The following is a 19,061-nucleotide window of genomic DNA, read 5'->3' on the forward strand; positions in this document are numbered from 1 at the left end:
TCTCATCAATACTATAGCTATCATCATACATGAAAACAGCTTTGATTCTATCACAAATCCTCTTATCCCTTTCGCTTCTATGGTAAAGCTTTAATTCTTCTTTTTCTACTGATGTTAATTTTCTATAAATCCATTCTTACTTAATAACACTTGCTGACTTCTTTGACAATTTTTCATTTACTAGAGGTATATATACATATTATCCGTAATAATTATATGGATATCGAGTACGCCGGACACATTAGAGCAGGTTGTGAATCTTATAAAGTACCTAAGTTTTGTAGACTTGTAAATGATGATTGCTATAAAGAACTAACAGACATTATAGGAGTAACTCCTGATGCTTACTTAGAAGCGGTATCTCATTAACGTCCCGCTCTAACAGCCCATAAAGTTACCATCGAGATTACAGTTATATAAACCGCAATTGATAAAGAGCTGCCGGTTACATGCCAAAGCATTAGGCAGATTGACGGGGTAAGGCGTCCGATTAATGAAGCACCTATACTACTGCCGATACCTACTAACATATATTTATCGGCAGTTTTAAATAAATCATTTAGCCAGCAATTCAAAGGTGCTAAGAAGCCAACACCAAGTATTATAATCCAAACACGTACGAAATTAACATACCATATAGAGGAACTATTTAAGAACATCCATAAAGGAATTATGCTTAAACTCATTAAAATAAGAGTACCGTTTAATATTTTAAGGTAATGGAATTTTTTGGTTAGATGCCCTATTATCGGAATCATAATCATATCAAAAATCAGAAACTCCGTATTAAATTTCATCATTGTTTCAAGCGATATATCGGTAATAAGCGGAATAAAGCTATTCATAAAGACGAAAGGCACTATATAGGTCATATATGAGAAACCTACAGCAAAGCTAATACGTAAGATACTTAGCTTGTTGTTCCAAACTGTGGTTAGATCGTGTAATAATAATGATACTACGTCATTGCGAGGAGAGGACTGTGTCATACCGTGGCCCCTCCACGGTATCCAAAAATTACGTAAAGTAATTTTATATTTTTTATTGGATCCCGCGGTCAAGCCGCGGGATGACAATGAGGGCTTTACTACAATATCCTCACTCTTCCTTAAAAAATAACCTATAAGAGCCGTAAACCCGCCAAATATGAAACATAAACGCCAATATGTATTATACTCTACATTTAAAACTATAGTGCTGATAAATGAAGCAAGAATAATACCAACCATTGTAGAAGTTTGATAAAGATAAGAAGCTTTAAACGCTTTTTTTTCTTCTTTATTCTCTAAAATAAATAATTTTGCAATAGCACATTCACCCTCGGAATATACTCCTTGCAACGTTCTAAGCACAACTAATAATAGCGGTGCAAGCCAGCCTATTTGGGTATGAGAAGGGATTAGACCGATTAAGCTAGTTGTTAAAGCAACTCCGATTAGAGAATGAGATAAAGCAAAAACCCCGCCGTATTTTTTAGCAATTACGCCAAAAAAATAAGAGCCTATGGGGCGTGTAAATAAAGAGGTAGCAAGAACACTATAGGTAAGTATTAAGGCAACAATTTTATCATGATTCGGGAAGAAAATACCGGCAAGTAACGGTGCAAGAAACCCATAAAGTGCAGTATCAAAATGGTCCATCGCATTACCGATTAGGATAGAAAAATCCCTTTTGCTTAATGAATTGCTCATATATTAATAATTTAAAATTTATAATGTATACTCGCTGAATTTGAAAAATTGGCTACGTTGCTTTTTGCTTTTAATTCTCACGTTACTTGTATGTACGCTGTGGTTAAGAGCTTCAAAACCGATTCCTCTTTTCCAAATTGAGCTTCGTATAACTGCTCTTCATTTTGTAGGAGTATATAAGTATGTAATCTTCCTTGTAAATATTTTTTTAAGAGATATGATTATAAAGTTATAGCTTAAAGTAATTGTAATTAATGAATAATTTGAAACAAGGAAAGTTTATTACGTTTGAGGGCGGGGAGGGGATTGGCAAATCTACTCAATCTCAAATGCTCTATGAATATTTAAAATCTCAAAATACTCCCGTTATTTTAACTCGTGAAGTTGGCGGTACTGCCGTCGCCGAAAAAATGCGTGAAATCCTAGTACATGAAGAATTATTACCCATGTCCGAGCTATTACAAGCTATGGCAGCACGTTATGATCATATGGCACGGAAAATTATACCGGCTCTGCAAGATGGACATATCGTAATATGTGATAGGTTTATTGACTCAACTGCATGTTATCAAGGATTAGAGCTAGAAAACGGCATAGATTTAGTTTATAATCTGCACAAAACTTTAATGCCTTCTCTTATGCCGGATATTACGTTTTTTATTGATGTAGAGCTGGATACTGCTATTAAGAGAGTCAATTCACGAAATATGAGCAATAAATTTGACGTAAGAGGTATAGATTTTTATAAAAAAATCTATGATTGCTTTAAAGAATTAAGTAATAGATTTCCTGAGAGAATAAAAACAATTAAAGCGTCGGATTTAAGTCCGCTTGAAGTACATGAGTTAATAAAAAAGCATTTATATACTCGGTGAATTTCAAAAATTGGCATTGTCGCTCTACAAGGACGAGGGTGTTCACGTATTATTAACGGCTTCCGCTCCTCGTCTTGAGAACTCCTAGCTCTTTTTGAAATTGACCTTCGTCTACCAACTCTTTATTTATTAGAATTATACTATGAAGAATACTTACTACATTACTACCCCTATATATTATGTTAATGATGTTCCGCATATCGGTCATGCTTATACTAGCGTTACAAGTGACGTAATCGCTCGTTTTATGCGACTTCGCGGTTTTGACGTAATGTTTTTAACAGGCACCGATGAACACGGGCAGAAAGTAGAAAAAGCAGCTATCAATAAAAATATCGATCCACAAAAATTTACCGATCAGACATCGGAAAGCTTTCGCCATCTGATGACTGCTATGCATATTTCCAATGATGATTTTATTAGAACAACGGAAAGCAGGCATAAAGAAGCCGTAGCCGTTTTTTGGCAAAAATTACTAGATAATGGTACAATCTATGAGGGATTTTATGAGGGTTGGTATGCAGTGCGAGATGAAGCTTTTTTTGATGAGTCGGAACTTACAAGTGACGGTTTAGCACCAACCGGTGCACCTGTTGAATGGGTTAAAGAGCCAAGCTATTTCTTTAATCTTTCAAAATGGCAAGATAAATTGCTTGAGTTTTATGAAGCAAACCCTGATTTTATCAGACCTATATCAAGACGTAACGAAGTAATTAGTTTTGTTAAATCAGGTTTAAAAGATTTATCAGTATCGCGTACTACTTTTAACTGGGGAATAAAAGTTCCAAATAACGAAAAACATGTAATTTATGTTTGGCTTGATGCACTTGCTAATTATATTTCGGCACTCGGTTATCCCGACGCACAAAGTAATTACGGTAAATTTTGGCCGGCTGATTTGCATGTAGTTGGTAAAGATATCTTACGTTTTCATGCGGTTTATTGGCCGGCTTTCTTAATGGCTGTCGAAATTCCGCTGCCGAAAACTGTTATGGCTCATGGTTGGTGGACGAATGAGGGGCAGAAAATTTCTAAATCTCTTGGTAATACCATTGATCCGATTAAGTTAATTGATAAATTCGGTGTTGATCAGGTTAGGTATTTCCTGATGCGTGAAGTAACTTTTGGGGCGGACGGTAATTTTGCCCGTAGTAATTTAATTACTAGGATTAATAGCGAGCTATCAAATAAGATAGGTAATTTATTACAGCGTACTACAGCGTTTGTTTATAAGAATAATGACGGCAAAGTGTCACTACTTACGCAAGATGTTATAGATAAAATATATGAGCTACCGATTCTAAAAACCGCAAGTAAATTTGCCGAGCAGAATGTTTTATTAATGGAAAAAACAGAGATTAATAAAATTCTTGAAAATATTATTAATTTAGCCGAAGAGGCAAATATCTATATTGATAGTGAAGCACCTTGGAATTTGAAAAAAACCGATCCGGATAAAATGCTAGAAGTGTTATACACTTTACTAGAGGTGTTACGTTATATTGCGATAATGCTTCTGCCTTTTATACCGAGTTCAGCAAATAAAATGCTAGATCAGTTAGGGGTAAATAAAGAAGAACGTTTATTTAAGCATTTAATACGTGATTATGCTTTAAGGGCGGGTAGCGATATTTTAGAACCTACTATAATATTTCCGAGATTTGAATAGTATGTCATACCATGGGTAAGCTGGCATTGCCCGCATGGATCTAAAAACGCGTTCGGTGTCATACCGTGGCTTGACCACGGTATCCAGCGTAAAGCGAGATAAATCGAGCTTTTAATTTTAAAAATAGTATTTTTTATTTACTGGATACCGTGGACAAGCCACGGTATGACACATTTACTAAGAGTATAATATGTTAATAGATTCACATTGTCATCTTAATTTACTTACTGACTTGTCATCCCGCGAGCTCGTAGCGGGATCCAGTAAAAATATTAAAACAACTAATACTAGTTGTTTTCTGGATACCGTGGTCAAGCCACGGTATGACACAGGGCTTTTAGATTCCGTCATTCAAAGAGCATTAGAAAATAATGTACAGTATATGCAAACTATCTGCACTAAAATTGAAGATTTACCAATTGTTTTAGAAATAGCTGAAAAATATGAAAATGTTTTTGCTTCTGTTGGGGTACATCCGTGCGAGATAAATCAAAGTGGTCGGCTAATTACGAACTCAGAAATAATAGAACTTACCAAGCATCCGAAAATTATCGGAATCGGTGAGACAGGTCTTGATTATTATCATCAGCCTTACGATAAAAAACTCCAAAAAGATTCGTTTGTAGCACATATACATGCGGCAGCCGCCACTAATTTACCTATTATAATTCATACAAGAGAAGCAGACGAAGATACTATTGATATTTTAACCTCGGAAATGCGTAATAGTAAATTTCCCGGGCTAATCCATTGTTTTACCTCATCAAAAAATCTAGCAACAAAAATGCTAGATATCGGTTTATATATTTCGATGTCAGGGATTATAACTTTCAAGAATGCAACTGATTTGCAGGAAATAGTTAAATATGTGCCGCTTGATAGATTATTGATTGAAACCGACTCACCTTATTTAGCACCTACGCCTATGCGAGGCAAACAAAACGAACCGGCTTTCGTTAGATATGTTGCCGAAAAAGTCGCCGAACTCAAAAATATCACCTCAAAAGAAATAGCAAATATTACTACTCGTAACTTTAAAACATTATTTTCTAAATTTGAAAAGCATACTCGTTTAATTTGAAAAATTGGTGACAAAGTCTTTTGCTGATAATCTTCACGTACTAGTTGTAAGCTGCGGTCATCAGCTTCAAGACGCCTTGCTCTTTTCCAAATTAAACTTCGTCTACCTACTTTTCATTTACTCATAGTATACTTCTTCAACATGAAGAGTTGTTAAAATGATTAGGCACAATGGTTTGAAAATTGTCATTTACCAATGAAGAAATTTTATTTTTATATTTTTCAATATTTTCAAAAAATATTCGTATAGAATCAGTAAATGTCTCAAAATTCGCATAAAATTTATTGTTACTTACAACAGAATGCATAAATTTCCACAGTCGTTCAATTGGATTCAAATTAGGACTATATGCTGGCAAAAATAGTAACTCTATTTTACTGTATTGTAGATATTCTTTTACCTTTTTTGACCTATGATATCCAGCATTATCGCATATCAAATAAATCTTACTTTTATCTTGATTATTTGCTTCTAATTTCTTTAAAAATTCAATAATATAATCACCATTAACCTTAGGATTGTCAGTTGTTACTACCTCTAAATCCTTAAGATTAATAGCACCAATAATATGTTTACGCTTCCAACCACTGAAACTTGGTAATGTTTTAACTACATTCTTTCTAATCCAACCAAATCTTGCTCGAGTTTGGTATTGAGGATGAACACTATCCATAAAATAAATAGACTCATCTTTAGCTAAATTATTTTTTAGCAAACTATATTGCAGCTTAAATTCCTCTTGCTTAGCTAAATCTATTTTTCCAGGAATTAACTTAGGTTTCTGATAACTAAAACCAAGTCTGTGTAACAGCTTGATTACCCCAGCTAATGTATAGATTACTCCATATTGACGTTCTATGAACAAACCTATATCTCTAGCATACACATAATTATTATTTTCTAGATGAACTATTAACTCTGCTTCCTCCTGTCTAGTAAGTTTACTATCACTACCGCCATTTCCAGGCTTAAGCTTCTGAGCATTATGATAATCTATTAAATGTTTTCTTATCCCTCCCCATCACTCAGTAATAACACTTTCGATATCTCATCAATACTATAGCTATCATCATACATGAAAACAGCTTTGATTCTATCACAAATCCTCTTATCCCTTTCGCTTCTATGGTAAAGCTTTAATTCTTCTTTTTCTACTGATGTTAATTTTCTATAAATCCATTCTTACTTAATAACACTTGCTGACTTCTTTGACAATTTTTCATTTACTAGAGGTATATATGCTTCTTCACGCACCACTATGTATGTAATTAGTTCTTTTGGGCTTGTTTATTTAACAGAACGTTTTAATAATTTAGGATTGTTGATGATAGTAATTCCTATTATTATAGGGTATAGCCTCGGTATATCACATTTTAAAAAGCTAGAAGTTGAAGCAGGAAATTATTATTGAATATAAAAGGCGAAACGCGACTTTCACCTTTTATATCAATTATAATTAGTTATATAATTTACCTTCTTCAGATAGTTCAGTTTTAATTATTTCAAGCAGAGAAAAAACCTTACAATATTCTTCAAGCTTTTCGTTTATTTTTTGCAGCTCATCTAAAGCACTACTAAAATCTTCTTGTATTAGATAGGTTTCCACAGTTTTATTCTGCTCTAATGTTTTAAGCATGATATCTTGTAACAATTTGTTATAGTGATTTTCTAACTTAGGTGTATTTGACATAATGATTAATAAATAACTTTGTATTTTAATTAATATATGAATTTTTTAATAATGCAATAACTTTTAGTTAGTTTATGTTATTATTTATCTCTCTTTGTTCTATTAACACTAATTCATGATAAAGATTTACCTTAAATTTGCATTTTAAATAATTTAATTATAGATAACTATTAACAAATTTTAATAATTATCTATAATGCACCCTAAAACAGATTAAAGGCATACAAATAGAGCGAATAGAATGCAAGACCTATAGAAGAAGAAAATAAATATGCACAATCACTAGAAAAGGATTTAGATATTGTAAAGGAGCAGAAAAAAAAGGCATCATATAATAATATAGACACAGCACCTAAAAAGCGGTCTCCAATATTTAGAAGTATGGATGATATAGAAGTTATACAAAGGCGTAACTTGGAGCGTATAATTTCTCAAGAAACAGTAAAAAGTAAAGATGATTTATATATAATAGAGCAAGAACGGATACAAAAATTAATGAATAGAGGCACAAACGCCTTAAAAAACCATGAACAACAGCCAAATAGTGAGCATAAAGCACAAGCTAACTCAAGAACATCTAATATTCTAAATAGTATTAAGACCTCAAAAACATGGGGTAATATAAAGAAAATAAGCAACATAACAGGAAAGATTCTTTTTAATAAAACTACAGCTAGTGTATTCGGATTAATAGCAAGTAGTATTATGCTGACAACTATAGCGCCCGCAACAGCTCCATTTATGTTTGTATCAGCTGCTGCCATGGCAACATCTATAGTAGGTAAAGCAATAATAGATGTAGTACATACTCGAAAGATACGTCTTCTTACACAAGAAAATAAATTATTAGTAAAACATCGTGACGATTTGAGTAAACAACAAGCTCTTTTAAAAATTGACCCGAAGTTAAAAGATATTTTAAAAGATGATTTATATATATACTTCTTTTACCTGAAGAATTGGTAGTATTAGATATTAATTATCCATAAGAACATTGATTATTCGCTCATCTAAATATTCATTTTCCAACTTTTCAAGTTAAAGAAGTATATACCTCTAGTAAATGAAAAATTGTCAAAGAAGTCAGCAAGTGTTATTAAGTAAGAATGGATTTATAGAAAATTAACATCAGTAGAAAAAGAAGAATTAAAGCTTTACCATAGAAGCGAAAGGGATAAGAGGATTTGTGATAGAATCAAAGCTGTTTTCATGTATGATGATAGCTATAGTATTGATGAGATATCGAAAGTGTTATTACTGAGTGATGGGGAGGGATAAGAAAACATTTAATAGATTATCATAATGCTCAGAAGCTTAAGCCTGGAAATGGCGGTAGTGATAGTAAACTTACTAGACAGGAGGAAGCAGAGTTAATAGTTCATCTAGAAAATAATAATTATGTGTATGCTAGAGATATAGGTTTGTTCATAGAACGTCAATATGGAGTAATCTATACATTAGCTGGGGTAATCAAGCTGTTACACAGACTTGGTTTTAGTTATAAGAAACCTAAGTTAATGCCTGGAAAAATAGATTTAGCTAAGCAAGAGGAATTTAAGCTGCAATATAGTTTGCTAAAAAATAATTTAGCTAAAGATGAGTCTATTTATTTTATGGATAGTGTTCATCCTCAATACCAAACTCGAGCAAAATTTGGTTGGATTAGAAAGAATGTAGTTAAAACATTACCAAGTTTCAGTGGTTGGAAGCGTAAACATATTATTGGTGCTATTAATCTTAAGGATTTAGAGGTAGTAACAACTGACAATCCTAAGGTTAATGGTGATTATATTATTGAATTTTTAAAGAAATTAGAAGCAAATAATCAAGATAAAAGTAAGATTTATTTGATATGCGATAATGCTGGATATCATAGGTCAAAAAAGGCAAAAGAATATCTACAATACAGTAAAATAGAGTTACTATTTTTGCCAGCATATAGTCCTAATTTGAATCCAATTGAACGACTGTGGGAATTTATGCATTCTGTTGTAAGTAACAATAAATTTTATGCGAATTTTGAGACATTTACTGATTCTATACGAATATTTTTTGAAAATTGGTAAATGACAATTTTCAAACCATTGTGCCTAATCATTTTAACAACTCTTCATGTTGAAGAAGTATATATGGTATAATATTGATAAACATGTGATTCCTAAGCAAAACAAGAAGAAAAAATAAACATATTTATATATGAGGCTGTTAACAAAATAATTTTAAAGCTAATTAAAATCTTTTTAGCTGCAAATTATAAGATTTTTTTGAAATATGAATAACTATTCCGGCAAAAACCTTATTAATTTTTGCTAAAAAACCTATTTAATTATCAATTAAAGCTATTTTGTTAACAGTCCCATAACCATTATTATCACGCATTTATAAAAATTTTATCTATGATCTTGATAAAACTAATTTCAAGCAATCTAAACTTAAGGCAGTATAAAAATAGTTATTGCGAGGAAATTACGTAAGTAATTGACAAAGCAAGAAAGAAAAAAAATTCTGATTTACAGAATTTTTTTGTTATTTTTTTTGGATTGCCACGCTCCTTGCAGTTGCAGCCTTGTTGCATGGCTCGCTTATGTCATTCCCGAGTAGGCGGGAATCCAGAAAAAAAGTATAAATACAGCAAGTTTTTGAAATTAAAAGCTCGATTTATCTCGCTTTATGCTGGATTCCCGCCTCCGCGGGAATGACACCGAGGGCATTTTTTGAGCTGTGCAACAACGCCGGCTTGACCACAATATCCATAAAAGTAACTTAAAATACTAAAATTTTAACTGGATCCCGCGATCAAGTTAGCTAGGATGACACTGGAAAAACTGCTCCACGCAACAACGCCCGAAAGCGGGGACCCAGGCTAAAAAATCTTAATTTTAAAGATTTTTTATTATATAGTTTTTTTAAAGATAAAGCTTTCAAAAAAGCTTTAAAGTACTGGATTCCCGCTTTTGCGGGAATGGCATAGAATAGAAATTGTCCGGTACTATGGGCTTGACCACGGGGTTTAGTTAAAAATACTAATGTTGTTGGTATTTTTAGTTATTTTTCTGGATACCGTGGTCAAGCCACGGTATGACAGAGGTGAAATTGATTCATGCAACAAGGTCTGTAGTCGCTCGTAATGACGGGGTAGTATACACGCAACAATGCCTTGCTGGAACGATATAGCAGCCATGTAACAAGACCATAATTAAAGGAGAAGTGTGGTAATCTAATATTCAACTCTTATTAGTTTGTTGAATTTCTTGTTGTCGCTGTTGTTTGTATTCTTCCGCTTTTTCTTCTATGTAATTAAAAAAGAAATAAGTAAAAGTTAAAAAACCGGTCAAAATAATACCAAATGTTATTAATATTGCTTTAAGTTGCTTTCGTGAATCTTCTGCTTTTAATCTTTTCTCTTCTTCATCATTTTTGAATTCAGATATTATTACTTGTTCTTCTGTAGTATTTTCCATGTTGTAACTCAACTAAAATGAACTTCTTTATTACTAAGTTGTTCCTATAACTTAAAGATTTTTGAAGTTTATAAGATTAGCTATATTTATAGTAAAAGAAGTTGAATTATATTCAATAGACCTCTTCGGAAACTCTACTTCTAGGGGTAATTTGTACGTCAATCCGGTACTCGAATCCTCACGTACGCTTTTGTACGCTGCGGTGGCAAGCACTTCCGTGTCTCCTTCAAATTCCTCCCTAAACCCTTGTTTCCGAAGAGGTCTATTTTATTCATTATCTTTTAATTTTTTAAAAACATACCTCATACCGTAAATGGGTTAGCTATTTGCCGGTATTCGCTATATTCTTAAAAAAATAAAATATTTCCTATAAATTGGATATAATTCAACTATTTTATAATTCGGTGATGAATCAGATTTTCTCTTAAAAAGAGCAGTAAATAGGATTTTAGCTTTCTCTAGATCATTCATTTTAATTTTGTTCTATTTTCATTACTAATTCTTTGATTTCATTCATTTTTGATTTATCGGCAACCAAAAGACCGTTCATAGTATCAATAATTATGACATTGTCAAGACCTACTACGGTAGTTAATTTATTATTAGAACTAATGAAAGAGTTTGTAGTATTGCTTGTTACTACGTTCCCCTCGCAGTAATTATCATTTATATTTTGATGTTTTACTTGTAATAAGGAATGCCAAGTACCAAGATCGTTCCAAACAAAATCAGCTTTTATCATGACCATTCCCGAAATATATTCCATTATAGCATTGTCTATAGAAATTGCTTCGATTTCATTATAAGCTTCATCGTCTATTGCCAAACTTTTCTCATTTTTTATAGCAGTATTAAATGCTTTTTCTGCAATACAAAATAAATCAGGTTGAAGGTTCATTGCTAAGTTTAAGAAGAAGTTAATATCGTATACAAAAATTCCTGAATTCCAAAAATATTCATTACTTTGAAAATGTTTTTTTGCTTGCTCTAATATAGGTTTTTCAATGAAATGATCAACTAGATAAACATTTTCTGCAATTGATAATCCTGTGTTTATATAGCCATACTCGGCACTTATAAAATTTATAGGAATGCCTATAGTGCAAATACCGAATTCATTAACATAATGTAAAGCGTTATTTATAGTATTAAGATAATTTAGATTATCCGCTATATGATGGTCCGAAGGTAGTAACACTACGATATCAAACCCTTGTGCTTTAGCCGATAATGCCGTAATAACGCGAATTTAGGATAAGGAAGAAGAGAAGCATGGAATAAGAATAAAGTATTTACAAGTTAAGAGTGTTGGGTTACTGAAGTTTTTCAACAAAAAAACAAGAACCCAACAATGAAAAAATGTATCACAACTTTATTTTATATACTAGACAATTTTTGTGAAATATATGAAGAATGGGAGAAGCAAAAATTAATACCAACAGATAGAAAACGCCGGAGAGAAGGGAATTTAAGCCTTTCAGAGCTTTTAACTATCGTATTATATTTTTATATATCGCCGTGCAAAGATTTTAAGAATTATTATTTATATCACTTATCATATAAATATAGAGGTTATTTTAAATTACCAAGTTATAGTCGAATAATACAATTATGGTCAAGATTAATTCTACCGCTTGGTTATAATGTTGCAACTATTTAGAGGAGAGGAAACAGGAATTTATTGCATAGATTCAACTAAATTATCGATATGTCATACAAAACGTACAAATAGCAATAAAGTATTTAGTGGTATACTTCTTTTACCTGAAGAATTGGTAGTATTAGATATTAATTATCCATAAGAACATTGATTATTCGCTCATCTAAATATTCATTTTCCAACTTTTCAAGTTAAAGAAGTATATAGCTAAAATAGGGATGAGTAGTTATGGATGGTTTATGGGGTTTAAGTTGCATATAGTAATTAACAATAAGGGAACGATTATGGCGATCAAAATTACCAAAGCAAATAATAGTGATTTATCGGTAGCAGACGATATAACTGATGGATTACAAGGTAAACTCTTTGGTGATAAGGGATATATACTTCTTTAACTTGAAAAGTTGGAAAATGAATATTTAGATGAGCGAATAATCAATGTTCTTATGGATAATTAATATCTAATACTACCAATTCTTCAGGTAAAAGAAGTATATTTCTAAGGAAATATTTACTAAATTATTAGGTCGTGGATTACGCTTATTTACAGGAATTAGAAAAGATATGAAGAATCATTTATTGGAAATGGAAGATAAAATACAGCTTAGAAAAAGGTCGTTGGTTGAGTCAGTATTTAATGTCCTAAAAAATAATATGAATCTTGAACACTCAAGGCATCGATCACCTACTAATTTTTTAGTTCATATTCTAGCTTGTGTTAATGCTTTTAATATTACTAAAACTAATATTTTAAACTCTTTTTTCGATAATCTTAAACTCTTCTTATCCTAAACTGGCGTTAATAATGGCACAAACGGCAGTATTTTTTTGTAAAGGCTCGGTAATTAATTCTATTTCTACATCTATTTCTGCTGCTTGTTCTTTAGTGATTGATTCATATTTTTTGGAAGTAATAATAGTAGGTTGTCCTAGAAATTTATTTCGGTTTAATGTTTGCTGAAGTAAAGTTAGATCACTCAATATTTTTTTAAATTGTTTCGGTTTATCCTTAGAGGATAAGGGCCATAGTCTTTTACCGCTACCCCCCGCTATAATCACTGGCTTTATTCTCATATATTTTACAACTATTAATTGAATAAGTAATAGAGAGCTTTATAAATAGTTTTAAAAATATGTCAAGTAAATTCACTATATTGACAGGTTCTACAATAAAAAGTACTCCTGCCTGAATGTTTTGTCTTGATAATAGTGCTAGAGCAGTTTAAACAATTTTGTCCTTCTCTGCCGTAAACCGTAAGTTGCTGGGTAAAATAACCGGGTTTGTTATCACCGTTTACAAAATCTTTAAGGGTAGTGCCGCCGGCAGTTATAGCTTTAGCTAATACTTCTCTAATCGATTTAATTAAACTTTCTATTTCATCATCCCTTAAATTGCTACCTAATTTATCCGGATGAATTCTAGCTAAATGAAGACTTTCTGAAGCGTAAATATTGCCGACTCCGACTATAACTCTATTATCCATAATCAAGTTTTTTATCGGTATTTTTCGAGTAATTAATTTGCTTTTTAAATATCCCAGTGTTAATAAATCAGAAAGCGGTTCTATTCCTAAATCATTAAAAAATTCTTTTTCTAAGAAATTAGTTTTAAAGCTATAAACCATTCCGAATCGTCTAGTATCGTTAAAAATTAACTTTTCACCGTTACTTAAATCAAAAATTACATGATCGTGTTTTTTAGTTTCATAGTTAGAAGGTTGCAGAGTAAATCTACCGCTCATACCTAGATGAACTATTAAAGAATAATCATTATTAAAATCTATAATTAAATATTTTGCACGACGCCTAACATCCAGTATATTAGTATTTGAGATTTCGGAAGCTAAAAGCGGGGATAGCTTATAACGTAAATTATCTCTTTTTAACTCTACATTTCCTATAATAAGCCCGATTAGCTTATCTTTTAGGGAGTTTTTAAGAGTTTCTACTTCAGGAAGTTCCGGCATTTGATACTAATATTTATAATAAAAAACTATGAACCAAACAAATTTTGGCTTTAAAAAAGTAGACTACACTAAAAAACAAGGGTTAGTAAATAGCGTTTTTTCTAATGTCGCCGATAAGTATGATTTAATGAATGACTTAATGAGTTTTGGACTACATCGTTTGTGGAAAGATGAATTTATTAGGCAAATTCCAAATCTTAACTCTCATATATTAGACGTCGCTAGCGGTAGCGGTGATATCGCTTTAAAGCTTGCTAAAAAAGCAAGAGATAGAGGCAATAATATTGCTTTAACTTTAAGCGATACAAATGAAGATATGCTAAAGAATGCTAAGAAAAAAGCAATTGATCTTAATTTATTTCAGAATCTTAAATTTACTGTAGCAAGTGCAGAAGAACTACCGTTTCCAGATAATGGCTTTGATTATTATACTATAGCATTCGGTATTAGAAACGTACCTGATATTAATAAAGCTTTAAAAGAAGCATATAGGGTTTTAAAGCCAATGGGTAAGTTTATATGCCTTGAGTTTTCAAAGGTAAAAGAAAGTTATTTTAAAGATTTTTATAAATTTTATTCATTTAGTATTATACCTACCATCGGTCAGGCAATCACCGGTAATAAAGAGGCATATGAATATTTGGTTGAAAGTATCGAGTTATTTCCCTCGCAAGACGAGTTTAGAATAATGCTTAAAGAAGCAGGATTTGAAGAAGTTAGTTATAAAAATTTGAGCGGCGGAATAGTTGCTATTCACAGTGCGTATAAGATATGATAAGTAATTTTTTTAATTTAATACGTATTTTCCGTATCATCAGTAAAAAACGAATCCTAATTGATTCAAAAAGCCCTAAATATTTCAGGTTTATCGGTTATATATTAGCTTTATTTTCTGCTCCATTATCATTATTTAAAGAACCGCATGAAGATTACGGCAAACGCCTAATAGATTGTTTAAGCGAACTTGGACCTATTTATATAAAATTCGGACAAACTCTTTCGACAAGACCCGATTTAGTAGGAGCAGAGATAGCAGGTTATTTAAGGTTACTGCAAGATAAATTACCTCCGTTTGATAGTGGGGTGGCTAGAGAAATTATAGAGAGGGAGTTTGGTGAGAATGATGTCATTCCGTGGCTTGACCACGGAATCCATAACAATAACTGGATACCGCTACAAGCTCGCGGTATGACAATATCATACTTCAACGATACGCCCATTGCCGCAGCATCAATCTCCCAAGTACATAAGGCACAACTCGCAACTGGTGAATATGTCGCGGTGAAAATTCTGCGTCCGGGTATTCATAAAAAATATAACAGAGATATTAAGCTGCTATATTTTCTTGCAAAAATTATCTCAAAATTTTCTAAAGCAAAAAGGCTAAAACCGATTAAAGTAGTTGATAAATTTCATGAAACTATGAGATTTGAGCTTGATTTAAGGCTAGAAGCGGCAGCTTCTTCTGAGCTTATGGATAATATGCGAAATGATATTAATGTGATAATCCCTAAAATATATTGGGACTTAACATCAGAAAATATACTAACTACCGAGTGGTTAGAAGGAACTTCTATATATGATACTTCGCTGCTAAAAGAATTGGGATTAGAGCCTGCAAAAATAGCTCAGAATTTCGCCGTAATGTTTTTCAATCAAGCCTATAGAGACGGGTTTTTTCATGCTGATTTACATGCAGGCAATATTTTAGTGAATAAGCAAGGTAAGATAATTTTACTTGATTTCGGTATTATGGGAAGACTTAAAGAAAAAGATCGTTTAGCCGTTGCCGAAAGTCTATTTGGTTTTTTAAACCGTGATTATAAATTAGTTGTTAAAGTACATTTAAGAGCCGGCTACATCCCATCAAATACCGATTTAGATTTATTCGCTCAAAGTTGTAGAGCAGTTACCGAGCCTATAGTAGGGACACCCACAAAAAATATTTCCATAGGTAAGCTGCTTGCACATTTATTTAAAATCACTGAAGATTTCGGCATGGAAGTACAACCGGAATTATTGTTATTGCAAAAGACTTTGATAATGGTTGAAGGGATAGGCAGACGGCTAGACGGTAATGTTAATATGTGGCAACTCGCCGAACCTTGGATTAAAAAATGGGCAGTGAAAAACTTAAGTCCTGAAGCGAAGTTGCTACGATTGGTAAAGCATTACCTAGATAGACTAGAAGATATGATTTAACATATAACAAGTTATTAATATTATAGCCGCATATATTAAAAGATTTATTTATTAAATATGCTATTAAAACTCCTTTGTTGGTTGATTGTAAAAACGATAAAATAGTATTTCCTTCAGATAAAGAGCAAGAATACAAAAGTAGACTAAAAGAAAAAATAGGCGAGGAAGAGTTTGAAGGATTAATGGCTTCAGATAGAATAGTTCAATGTCCTGAAAACTTAGAAAATATAGCTTTAGTAAATATAGAAACGTATCCTGATATATCGCTTATAGCAGCGACATTTCTTAATGATGTACAACGTGAATATTATATAATCCATATAGATATCGATAATAACGCCAGTTTAGGATAAGAAGAGTTTAAGATTATCGAAAAAAGAGTTTAAAATATTAGTTTTAGTAATATTAAAAGCATTAACACAAGCTAGAATATGAACTAAAAAATTAGTAGGTGATCGATGCCTTGAGTGTTCAAGATTCATATTATTTTTTAGGACATTAAATACTGACTCAACCAACGACCTTTTTCTAAGCTGTATTTTATCTTCCATTTCCAATAAATGATTCTTCATATCTTTTCTAATTCCTGTAAATAAGCGTAATCCACGACCTAATAATTTAGTAAATATTTCCTTAGAAATATATCCCTTATCACCAAAGAGTTTACCTTGTAATCCATCAGTTATATCGTCTGCTACCGATAAATCACTATTATTTGCTTTGGTAATTTTGATCGCCATAATCGCTCCCTTATTGTTAATTACTATATGCAACTTAAACCCCATAAACCATCCATAACTACTCATCCCTATTTTAGCTATATACTTCTTTAACTTGAAAAGTTGGAAAATGAATATTTAGATGAGCGAATAATCAATGTTCTTATGGATAATTAATATCTAATACTACCAATTCTTCAGGTAAAAGAAGTATACCACTAAATACTTTATTGCTATTTGTACGTTTTGTATAACATATCGATAATTTAGTTGAATCTATGCAATAAATTCCTGTTTCCTCTCCTCTAAATAGTTGCAACATTATAACCAAGCGGTAGAATTAATCTTGACCATAATTGTATTATTCGACTATAACTTGGTAATTTAAAATAACCTCTATATTTATATGATAAGTGATATAAATAATAATTCTTAAAATCTTTGCACGGCGATATATAAAAATATAATACGATAGTTAAAAGCTCTGAAAGGCTTAAATTCCCTTCTCTCCGGCGTTTTCTATCTGTTGGTATTAATTTTTGCTTCTCCCATTCTTCATATATTTCACAAAAATTGTCTAGTATATAAAATAAAGTTGTGATACATTTTTTCATTGTTGGGTTCTTGTTTTTTTGTTGAAAAACTTCAGTAACCCAACACTCTTAACTTGTAAATACTTTATTCTTATTCCATGCTTCTCTTCTTCCTTATCCTAAATTCGCGTTTCTAAGGAATTATTTACTAAATTATTAGGTCGTGGATTACGCTTATTTACAGGAATTAGAAAAGATATGAAGAATCATTTATTGGAAATGGAAGATAAAATACAGCTTAGAAAAAGGTCGTTGGTTGAGTCAGTATTTAATGTCCTAAAAAATAATATGAATCTTGAACACTCAAGGCATCGATCACCTACTAATTTTTTAGTTCATATTCTAGCTTGTGTTAATGCTTTTAATATTACTAAAACTAATATTTTAAACTCTTTTTTCGATAATCTTAAACTCTTCTTATCCTAAACTGGCGTTTAAAACCTTTGCTATCAGTAACATTTGCAGAGGTAACTGCAACCTTATTAATAATCCCTGATTGGATATCAACGCTAACATGTTTTTTATAACCATACCAAAACTTATTACCTCCTTTACAACCAATTTTAGCTTGTTTATCATTCGCAACTTTGGGCAAAGTCTCATTATTTAGCTTGTCATATTTTTGCTTCCTCAACTCATCACGTTCTGTCCAAAGACTAGCTTTTGAGATCAAATGAGAGGCATCTACAAAGGTAAATACCTCGCTCATATAACCTTGCTTTCGTAGTTGTTCTCTAAAGTTTGCAAATATTTTTGATAGTAAGTTAGTACCTATTTTCTTACGTATTTTACTAAACACACTATAATCTGGAGTCGTCTCTGTAAGAGCAAAATCACAAAACCATTTGCCGGCATTACTATCAGCGAAATAACGTTCTAATTCTCGATCAGATAAGTCTTCCATAAATTGTAGAAGTAAACATTTAAATAACCTCAATGCTCCATAGCCTTTATAATTAGCTTCAGTTTCTATCGCTAATAACTCTCTTTCAACTACTTTGAAATTAAATTAACTTTTAAATTTACGATATTGATGTTCCGGGCTAACTAATTCATCTAAACTGACCATTGTTATTTGATGCTCTGACATTTTTTACTTTCTTATTTTTTTATCACATTATAACCTTTTACTCTTCATAGCTCAACACTCCCTTTATATCTAAAAAAATGAATTTTTGTGATCCGACCAAATTAAAAAGGTCAGTTAATGCTAATAATTTTTGATTGTTGCTTTTATATGATAACTGTTTAAGTTGCTCCCATTTATGATCTTCCGGTTTACCATATCCGTTTGTAGCTTCTTCTAAGGTTTTAGCCTGATATAAAAAAGGAACTCCATCTTTTGATAATCTCACATCTACTTCTATTCCGTCTACGTAGCTCATTAAAGCATTTTGTACTGCTTTCAGAAGTTAAGGATTTATGAGCAATATATTTAGGAAAGTAAGTAAGG

21 protein-coding genes and 3 pseudogenes are annotated in these 19,061 nt (G+C 31.8%); 13 read left to right on the top strand and 11 right to left on the bottom strand.

All coding sequences use genetic code 11. The annotated features are described in order from the left end of the window. Positions 1–216: 216 nt before the first annotated feature. Positions 217–369, top strand: a complete 153-nt coding sequence (locus AC5584_RS03865) for a hypothetical protein (protein ID WP_499216873.1) — start codon at positions 217–219, stop codon at positions 367–369. Here the strand turns inward: AC5584_RS03865 and AC5584_RS03870 are convergent. Then, positions 366–1,691 carry an MFS transporter gene (locus tag AC5584_RS03870; RefSeq protein WP_499216874.1) on the bottom strand — a complete coding sequence of 442 codons (1,326 nt, stop codon included), beginning with the start codon at positions 1,689–1,691 and terminating at the stop codon, positions 366–368. The two genes, AC5584_RS03865 and AC5584_RS03870, sit on opposite strands and share 4 nt — an antisense overlap. 254 nt (positions 1,692–1,945) lie before the next feature. Here AC5584_RS03870 and tmk point away from each other — a divergent pair, with 254 nt between their 5' ends. The 3 genes from tmk (at position 1,946) to AC5584_RS03885 (ending at position 5,316) form a co-directional block, all read left to right on the top strand. After that, complete coding sequence (gene tmk / locus AC5584_RS03875; protein WP_499216875.1) at positions 1,946–2,566, top strand: dTMP kinase; 621 nt, start codon at positions 1,946–1,948, stop codon at positions 2,564–2,566. Positions 2,567–2,708: 142 nt separating this feature from the next. Continuing rightward, positions 2,709–4,235: a methionine--tRNA ligase gene (gene metG, locus AC5584_RS03880; protein WP_499216876.1), complete on the top strand. Its 1,527-nt coding sequence runs from the start codon at positions 2,709–2,711 to the stop codon at positions 4,233–4,235. Between the two features lie 190 nt (positions 4,236–4,425). Beyond that, positions 4,426–5,316, top strand: coding sequence for a TatD family hydrolase (locus AC5584_RS03885; RefSeq protein ID WP_499216877.1), 891 nt, complete (start codon positions 4,426–4,428; stop codon positions 5,314–5,316). A gap of 136 nt (positions 5,317–5,452) precedes the next feature. On the opposite strand, the gene AC5584_RS03890 is transcribed toward AC5584_RS03885, so the two are convergent. Continuing rightward, positions 5,453–6,328: an IS630 family transposase gene (locus AC5584_RS03890; RefSeq protein WP_499216904.1), complete on the bottom strand. Its 876-nt coding sequence runs from the start codon at positions 6,326–6,328 to the stop codon at positions 5,453–5,455. A 246-nt stretch (positions 6,329–6,574) separates the two neighbouring features. On the opposite strand from AC5584_RS03890, the gene AC5584_RS03895 reads away from it, so the two are divergent. Continuing rightward, positions 6,575–6,727, top strand: coding sequence for a hypothetical protein (locus AC5584_RS03895; protein ID WP_023507709.1), 153 nt, complete (start codon positions 6,575–6,577; stop codon positions 6,725–6,727). Between the two features lie 45 nt (positions 6,728–6,772). Here AC5584_RS03895 and AC5584_RS03900 read toward each other — a convergent pair whose 3' ends face one another. Further along, on the bottom strand, positions 6,773–7,006 hold the full coding sequence (locus tag AC5584_RS03900) for a hypothetical protein (RefSeq protein WP_499216878.1): 234 nt from the start codon (positions 7,004–7,006) through the stop codon (positions 6,773–6,775). Positions 7,007–7,387: 381 nt separating this feature from the next. On the opposite strand from AC5584_RS03900, the gene AC5584_RS03905 reads away from it, so the two are divergent. After that, positions 7,388–7,972: a hypothetical protein gene (locus AC5584_RS03905; RefSeq protein ID WP_499216879.1), complete on the top strand. Its 585-nt coding sequence runs from the start codon at positions 7,388–7,390 to the stop codon at positions 7,970–7,972. 323 nt (positions 7,973–8,295) lie between these two features. Then, a complete protein-coding gene (locus AC5584_RS03910) occupies positions 8,296–9,072 on the top strand; it encodes an IS630 family transposase (RefSeq protein ID WP_499216947.1) in 777 nt (258 codons plus the stop codon). Positions 9,073–10,016: 944 nt separating this feature from the next. Here the strand turns inward: AC5584_RS03910 and AC5584_RS03915 are convergent. The 3 genes from AC5584_RS03915 to AC5584_RS03925 form a co-directional block, all read right to left on the bottom strand. Beyond that, complete coding sequence (locus tag AC5584_RS03915) at positions 10,017–10,187, bottom strand: hypothetical protein (protein WP_499216880.1); 171 nt, start codon at positions 10,185–10,187, stop codon at positions 10,017–10,019. Between the two features lie 43 nt (positions 10,188–10,230). Further along, positions 10,231–10,467 carry an RP671a family tick cell line-upregulated protein gene (locus AC5584_RS03920; protein WP_499216881.1) on the bottom strand — a complete coding sequence of 79 codons (237 nt, stop codon included), beginning with the start codon at positions 10,465–10,467 and terminating at the stop codon, positions 10,231–10,233. 472 nt (positions 10,468–10,939) lie between these two features. Beyond that, complete coding sequence (locus AC5584_RS03925; protein ID WP_499216948.1) at positions 10,940–11,716, bottom strand: sugar phosphate nucleotidyltransferase; 777 nt, start codon at positions 11,714–11,716, stop codon at positions 10,940–10,942. Between the two features lie 102 nt (positions 11,717–11,818). On the opposite strand from AC5584_RS03925, the pseudogene AC5584_RS03930 reads away from it, so the two are divergent. After that, a pseudogene (locus tag AC5584_RS03930) lies at positions 11,819–12,459 on the top strand (transposase); the annotation flags it as partial. A 163-nt stretch (positions 12,460–12,622) separates the two neighbouring features. Beyond that, complete coding sequence (locus tag AC5584_RS03935; protein WP_499216949.1) at positions 12,623–12,919, top strand: transposase; 297 nt, start codon at positions 12,623–12,625, stop codon at positions 12,917–12,919. A gap of 9 nt (positions 12,920–12,928) precedes the next feature. Here AC5584_RS03935 and AC5584_RS03940 read toward each other — a convergent pair. Together AC5584_RS03940 and mutM are read right to left on the bottom strand one after the other, a co-directional pair. After that, positions 12,929–13,195: pseudogene (locus AC5584_RS03940) on the bottom strand (sugar phosphate nucleotidyltransferase); the annotation flags it as partial. Between the two features lie 68 nt (positions 13,196–13,263). After that, a complete protein-coding gene (gene mutM, locus AC5584_RS03945; protein WP_499162627.1) occupies positions 13,264–14,094 on the bottom strand; it encodes a bifunctional DNA-formamidopyrimidine glycosylase/DNA-(apurinic or apyrimidinic site) lyase in 831 nt (276 codons plus the stop codon). 28 nt (positions 14,095–14,122) lie between these two features. Here mutM and ubiE point away from each other — a divergent pair, with 28 nt between their 5' ends. The 3 genes from ubiE to AC5584_RS03960 all read left to right on the top strand — a co-directional run bounded on the left by ubiE (position 14,123) and on the right by AC5584_RS03960 (position 16,649). After that, positions 14,123–14,869, top strand: a complete 747-nt coding sequence (ubiE, locus tag AC5584_RS03950) for a bifunctional demethylmenaquinone methyltransferase/2-methoxy-6-polyprenyl-1,4-benzoquinol methylase UbiE (RefSeq protein WP_499216882.1) — start codon at positions 14,123–14,125, stop codon at positions 14,867–14,869. After that, positions 14,866–16,296 (top strand): 2-polyprenylphenol 6-hydroxylase, encoded by a 1,431-nt coding sequence (ubiB, locus tag AC5584_RS03955; protein WP_499216883.1) that lies wholly within the window; start codon positions 14,866–14,868, stop codon positions 16,294–16,296. Before ubiE ends, ubiB begins: the two co-directional genes overlap by 4 nt. Positions 16,297–16,370: 74 nt before the next feature. Continuing rightward, positions 16,371–16,649 (top strand): hypothetical protein, encoded by a 279-nt coding sequence (locus tag AC5584_RS03960; RefSeq protein WP_499216884.1) that lies wholly within the window; start codon positions 16,371–16,373, stop codon positions 16,647–16,649. On the opposite strand, the pseudogene AC5584_RS03965 reads toward AC5584_RS03960, so the two are convergent. After that, positions 16,641–17,629 (bottom strand): annotated as a pseudogene (locus AC5584_RS03965) (IS982 family transposase). The gene AC5584_RS03960 and the pseudogene AC5584_RS03965 overlap by 9 nt on opposite strands. Before the next feature lie 102 nt (positions 17,630–17,731). Here AC5584_RS03965 and AC5584_RS03970 point away from each other — a divergent pair. Continuing rightward, positions 17,732–18,034 carry a transposase gene (locus AC5584_RS03970; RefSeq protein ID WP_499216950.1) on the top strand — a complete coding sequence of 101 codons (303 nt, stop codon included), beginning with the start codon at positions 17,732–17,734 and terminating at the stop codon, positions 18,032–18,034. On the opposite strand, the gene AC5584_RS03975 is transcribed toward AC5584_RS03970, so the two are convergent. Then, on the bottom strand, positions 18,015–18,581 hold the full coding sequence (locus AC5584_RS03975) for a transposase (protein WP_499216951.1): 567 nt from the start codon (positions 18,579–18,581) through the stop codon (positions 18,015–18,017). The two genes, AC5584_RS03970 and AC5584_RS03975, sit on opposite strands and share 20 nt — an antisense overlap. 154 nt (positions 18,582–18,735) lie before the next feature. Then, positions 18,736–19,017, bottom strand: coding sequence for a glycerophosphodiester phosphodiesterase (locus tag AC5584_RS03980; protein ID WP_499216952.1), 282 nt, complete (start codon positions 19,015–19,017; stop codon positions 18,736–18,738). Positions 19,018–19,061: the final 44 nt, after the last annotated feature.

Source organism: Rickettsia endosymbiont of Villa modesta (assembly GCF_964026485.1).
Lineage (GTDB): Bacteria > Pseudomonadota > Alphaproteobacteria > Rickettsiales > Rickettsiaceae > Rickettsia > Rickettsia asembonensis.